The sequence below is a fragment of the Bradyrhizobium sacchari genome, assembly GCF_002068095.1.
Classification (GTDB): domain Bacteria; phylum Pseudomonadota; class Alphaproteobacteria; order Rhizobiales; family Xanthobacteraceae; genus Bradyrhizobium; species Bradyrhizobium sacchari.
In genome coordinates this window covers 1-5,038 of sequence record NZ_LWIG01000013.1, presented here as the reverse complement: position 1 = coordinate 5,038, position 5,038 = coordinate 1, and the positions used below count along the sequence as shown (strand labels likewise).

The window sequence follows — 5,038 nt, the reverse complement described above, 5'->3', positions numbered from 1 at the left end:
GACGGAGGTTATATGAGCCGATGGCGGGAACGAGGCAAGGTGTCAAAGCTGTCATGCCGGGGCGCGGCAAAGCCGCGAACCCGGAATCCAATTCACCACCTATGCTGAGGCCAGATGGATTCCGGGCTCGACGCTACGCGTCGCCCCGGAATGACGACGCAGTTACCTGGACTACACCGCCATCTTCCGATGCAGCACCGGCGCGCCGGTGGTGAGGCTTTCGGCCGCATCGATGATCGCATTCGCGTCGATGCCGTAGTGGCGGTAGAGGTCCGCGATGCTGCCGGTCTGCCCGAACTGCTCGACGCCGAGCGCCTCGACGCGATGACCGCGGACGCTGCCGAGCCAGCCGAGCGCGGAGGGATGGCCATCGATCACGGTCACGATGCCGCAATCGCGCGGCAGTGGCGCCAGCAGCTTTTCGATGTGGCTGAGGTGCTGCACGCCGCGCCGGTCACGGCGCAATTTCCGTGCGGCGGTCCACCCGGCGTGGAGACGGTCGGCCGAGGTGATCGCGAGCAAGCCGATGTCGCGCCGGCTCTCGCCGATGAACCCGGTCGCCTCGATCGCCTCTGGCGCGACCGCGCCGGTATAGGCGATCACGACCTCGGCATTCGGGCCCGGCTTGCGCAGCCAATAGGCGCCGTCGGTGATGCCCTGCGCAAGCTCCGGCGACATGATCCGCTGCGCCTGCTCGATCGAGCGCGTCGAGAGGCGCAGGTACACTGAACCGCCCTCGCCGGGATCGCGCTGCATGTGGTCAAAACCCCACCCCATGATCACGGCGAGCTCGTCGACGAAAGCCGGCTCGAACGAGGCGAGCCCGTCCTGCGCCATGCCGATCAGGGGCGTTGCGATCGACTGGTGCGCGCCACCCTCGGGAGCGAGCGTGATGCCGGACGGCGTCGCCGCCACCATGAAGCGGGCATCCTGGTAGCAAGCGTAATTCAGCGCATCGAGGCCGCGCTCGATGAAGGGATCGTAGAGCGTGCCGACCGGCAACAGCCGTGCGCCGTTGATCTGGTGCGACAGGCCGAGCGCCGAGAGCATGATGAACAGGTTCATCTCGGCGATGCCAAGCTCGAGATGCTGGCCCTTGGGCGAGGCATCCCAATTGTAGGTGGACGGAATTTTCTCACTGCGGAATAAGTCCGCCTTCTCGGCGCTGGCGAACAGGCCGCGGCGGTTCACCCAGGGGCCTAGATTGGTCGAGACGGTCACGTCGGGCGACGTCGTGACGATGCGTCTTGCCAGTTCGCTGTCGCCACGTGCGATCTCGTTGAGCACGAGACCAAAGCCCTGCTGGGTCGACATCTGCGGCGACGGCTTGAAGGCGAGCTGCTGGGGCACCTCGATCACGGGCGCGGTCAGCCGGCGACCGTCCTGGTTGAACGGCACGCTTGCGAGGAAAGCGTCGAGCTCGGCAGCGGATTGCGCGAGGCCCTCGTACTTGTCCCATTCGTGGCCGGGACGGATGTTCTGGCTGTCGCGGTATTTCTCCATCTGCGCGACCGTCATCAGGCCGGCATGGTTGTCCTTGTGGCCCTGGAACGGCAGACCGACGCCCTTGATGGTGTAGGCGATGAAGCAGACCGGGCGGTCGTGGTCGATGGACTCGAACGCCTCCAGCATGCTCGCCATGTCGTGGCCGCCGAGATTCGACATCAGCGCCAGCAGCTCCTCATCGCTGCGCTTGTCGATCAGTTGAGTGATCGGGCCCTGGTCGCCGATCTCGTCATGCAGATGCTTGCGGAACGCCGCGCCGCCCTGGAAGCACAGCGCCGCATAGAGCGCGTTCGGGCAATTGTCGATCCAGCGCTTGAGCGCCTCGCCGCCTGCTTCCGCAAACGCCTCGCGCATGAGCCGGCCGTATTTCACGATGACGACGTCCCAGCCGAAATTGCGGAACATGGTCTCGAACTTTTCCCAAAGACCTTCGCGCACGACGGCGTCGAGCGACTGGCGGTTATAGTCGACCACCCACCAGGTGTTGCGCAGGCCGTGCTTCCAGCCCTCCGCGAGCGCTTCGAAGATGTTGCCTTCGTCCATCTCGGCATCACCGACGAGGGCAATCATTCGCCCTTCGCGGCGATCCTTCATCCAGCCATGCGCCTTGACGTAGTCCTGCACCAGCGAAGCGAACAGCGTCTGCGCGACGCCAAGGCCGACCGAGCCGGTGGAGAAATCGACGTCGTCGACGTCCTTGGTGCGCGATGGATAGGACTGCGCGCCCTTGAAGCCGCGGAAATTCTCCAGCTTCTCGCGGCTCTGCCGGCCGAACAGATACTGGATGGCGTGGAACACCGGGCTCGCATGCGGCTTCACCGCGACGCGGTCCTCGGGGCGCAGCACATGGAAGTACAGCGCCGACATGATGGTGGCGAGCGAGGCGGACGAGGCCTGGTGCCCGCCGACCTTGAGTCCATCAGCGTTGGCGCGGACATGGTTGGCGTGGTGGATTGTCCAGGACGACAGCCACAGCGCCTTGCGGCTGAGCGCGGTCAAGGTGTCGAGACGGGCGGAATCAACGGGCATGGCAATGCTCCCGGAAAAAGGTCCCCGATGATACGCCCGCCGGCAACGCCAAACTTCTCAATTTTTCGCGCCATACCCGCCGATATTGGGATAATTTCCCAATGAACTGCCCCCTGATACAGGTTCCATCCCAATGCCCGAGCTCGACGCCATCGACCGCAAGATCCTCAGCTATCTCCAGAACGACAGCCGCCTGACCATGCAGGAGCTCGCCGACAAGGTCGGGCTCTCGGTCTCGCCCTGCCATCGCCGGGTCAAGCTGCTGGAGGAGCGCGGTGTGATCTCGCGCTATGTCGCAACCGTCGACCAAAAGGCGCTCGGCCTCCACGTCAGCGTCTTCATCTCGATCAAGCTGGCGCGGCAGAAGGAGGAGGACCTCAACCGCTTCGCCCGCGCCATCTCGAAATGGGACGAGGTGCTGGAGTGCTATCTGATGACCGGCAATCGCGACTATCTGCTGCGTGTCGTCGCCGCCGACCTCGCCTCCTACGAGACGTTCCTGAAGACCAAGCTGACCCGCCTCGACGGCATCGCCTCGATCGAATCAAGCTTTGCGCTGAGTCAGGTGAAATACTCGATCGCTCTGCCGGTGTGATGGATTGTCATTGCGAGGAGCCCTCGCGACGAAGCAATCCAGGGCAGCAGTTCCCGGCACTCCATCCGAGGCAGCAGAAGTTGTCACATAGATGAAACAAAGGGCACCGATGGTCATTTGACAACCGTTCCCACCCGAGAGCCGTAGCCATGACCGCATCAGACCGCACCGCCCAGACCGCCAAGCGTGAGCGCATCATCCAGGAGATGGCCGACGATCTCGACGAGGAACTGGAGATGGAGCTGGACGATGCCCGTCTCGATGAGCTCCTGGACGAAACCGACACGCTGAACCCGACGGTCGACCGAAAACTCTATTTCAGGGAGCTGCTCCGCCTCCAGGGCGAGCTGGTCAAGCTGCAGGACTGGGTGCAGAGCGAAAAAAAGAAGGTCGTGGTGCTGTTCGAGGGCCGCGATTCCGCCGGCAAGGGCGGCGTCATCAAGCGCGTCACCCAGCGCCTCAATCCGCGCATCTGCCGCGTCGCCGCGCTGCCCGCGCCGAGCGAGCGCGAGCGGTCGCAATGGTACTTCCAGCGCTACGTGGCGCATCTCCCCGCCGGCGGCGAGATCGTGCTGTTCGACCGTAGCTGGTACAACCGCGCCGGCGTCGAGCGCGTGATGGGCTTCTGCACCGAGGAGCAATACCAGGAGTTCTTCAAGACCGTGCCGGAGTTCGAGCGGATGCTGATCCGCTCCGGCATCATCCTGGTCAAATATTGGTTCTCGATCACCGACGACGAGCAGCAGTTCCGCTTTACCATGCGCATCAAGGATCCGCTCAAGCAGTGGAAGCTGAGCCCGATGGACGTCGAGGCGCGCAGCCGCTGGGAGGCCTACACCAAGGCCAAGGAAACGATGCTGGAGCACACTCACCTGCCGGACTCACCATGGTGGATCGTCGATGCCGTCGACAAGAAGCGGGCGCGGCTCAACTGCATCTCGCATCTGTTGACCCAGATCCCGTACAAGGAGGTCTCGCGCGTGCCGGTGGTGCTGCCGGCGCGCGTGCGCAATCCGGACTATCACCGCGGCCCGGTCCCGCCGGAGATGTACGTGCCTTCTAAGTACTGAGAAGATCTCGTAGCAACCATTAAGTCGCGGGGGTATTTTGGAGCCAGGGCGTGCCTCTAGCAACAACGGTGTTGGCGTAGATGAGGAGCTTCCTGGCGCAGGCGATAAGAGCGACGCTGTGCGCTTTTCCAGCGGCTGTGAGGCGGCTGTAGAGGTTCATCAACGCCTTGTTCCAGCGAAAGGCAGCTGGGAGCGCCGCAGCGTAAAGTGAGCGCCGAAGGCGGGCCCGGCCGCCGGCGATGTGGCGCTGGCCCTTGTATTTTCCGCTGTCGTCATCGAAAGGCGCGAGCCCGGCGAGCGCCGATGCCTGCTCCCGGCTGATAAGGCCGAGCTCGGGCATCCGGATAATCAGGGCCAGCGCGGTGCGCTCGCCAATACCCGGCACGCTCATCACGAGATCCAATCGAACAGCCAGATCGTGGTGAGCGCGCAATTGCTTGGCAATGAGGCGCAGCTGCGCGAGTCTTCGTACCTTGAGCCGCGCAATGTCGGCGAGAACCATTCGTTTAAGGCGCGGTTCGCCGATGTGCTCGAGCCTGGTCTTGAAGCGAGCGATATCCTCCTCGATTTGTTCGACGAAGGTCAGGGCATCGGCAAGCGCAGTCAGTCGCAAATCCTGCCCAATCTCATGCGGTTCGATTACGGCCGCACATGCGGCAATCAAAGCCGCATCAAGGGCATCATTTTTGGCTCTCTGACGGTGCAGGCGCGCGAAGGCCCGCACCTGGAGTGGTTGGAGAACCAGAACAACAAAGCCCGCCGCCTGCAGGTGCCTGACCACCCCACGCTCGTAACCACCGGTCGCCTCGATCCCGACCCGCTCGACGCCCGCCTTTGC

General features: G+C 63.7%; 4 protein-coding genes. 2 read left to right on the top strand and 2 right to left on the bottom strand.

Features of this window, described 5'->3' with window-relative positions:
* Nucleotides 1–171 precede the first annotated feature (171 nt).
* The gene (locus A5906_RS17165) at nt 172–2,535 is read right to left on the bottom strand and encodes a transketolase (RefSeq protein ID WP_080136580.1); all 2,364 of its coding nucleotides are present in this window, start codon (nt 2,533–2,535) and stop codon (nt 172–174) included.
* 133 nt (nt 2,536–2,668) lie between these two features.
* On the opposite strand from A5906_RS17165, the gene A5906_RS17160 reads away from it, so the two are divergent.
* Nucleotides 2,669–3,130, top strand: coding sequence for an Lrp/AsnC family transcriptional regulator (locus tag A5906_RS17160; protein WP_018648199.1), 462 nt, complete (start codon nt 2,669–2,671; stop codon nt 3,128–3,130).
* A 149-nt stretch (nt 3,131–3,279) separates the two neighbouring features.
* Complete coding sequence (ppk2, locus tag A5906_RS17155) at nt 3,280–4,200, top strand: polyphosphate kinase 2 (protein WP_080136579.1); 921 nt, start codon at nt 3,280–3,282, stop codon at nt 4,198–4,200.
* Nucleotides 4,201–4,219: 19 nt separating this feature from the next.
* Here the strand turns inward: ppk2 and A5906_RS17150 are convergent.
* On the bottom strand, nt 4,220–5,038 hold an 819-nt coding region (locus A5906_RS17150; RefSeq protein ID WP_080136578.1), incomplete at its 5' end, for a transposase.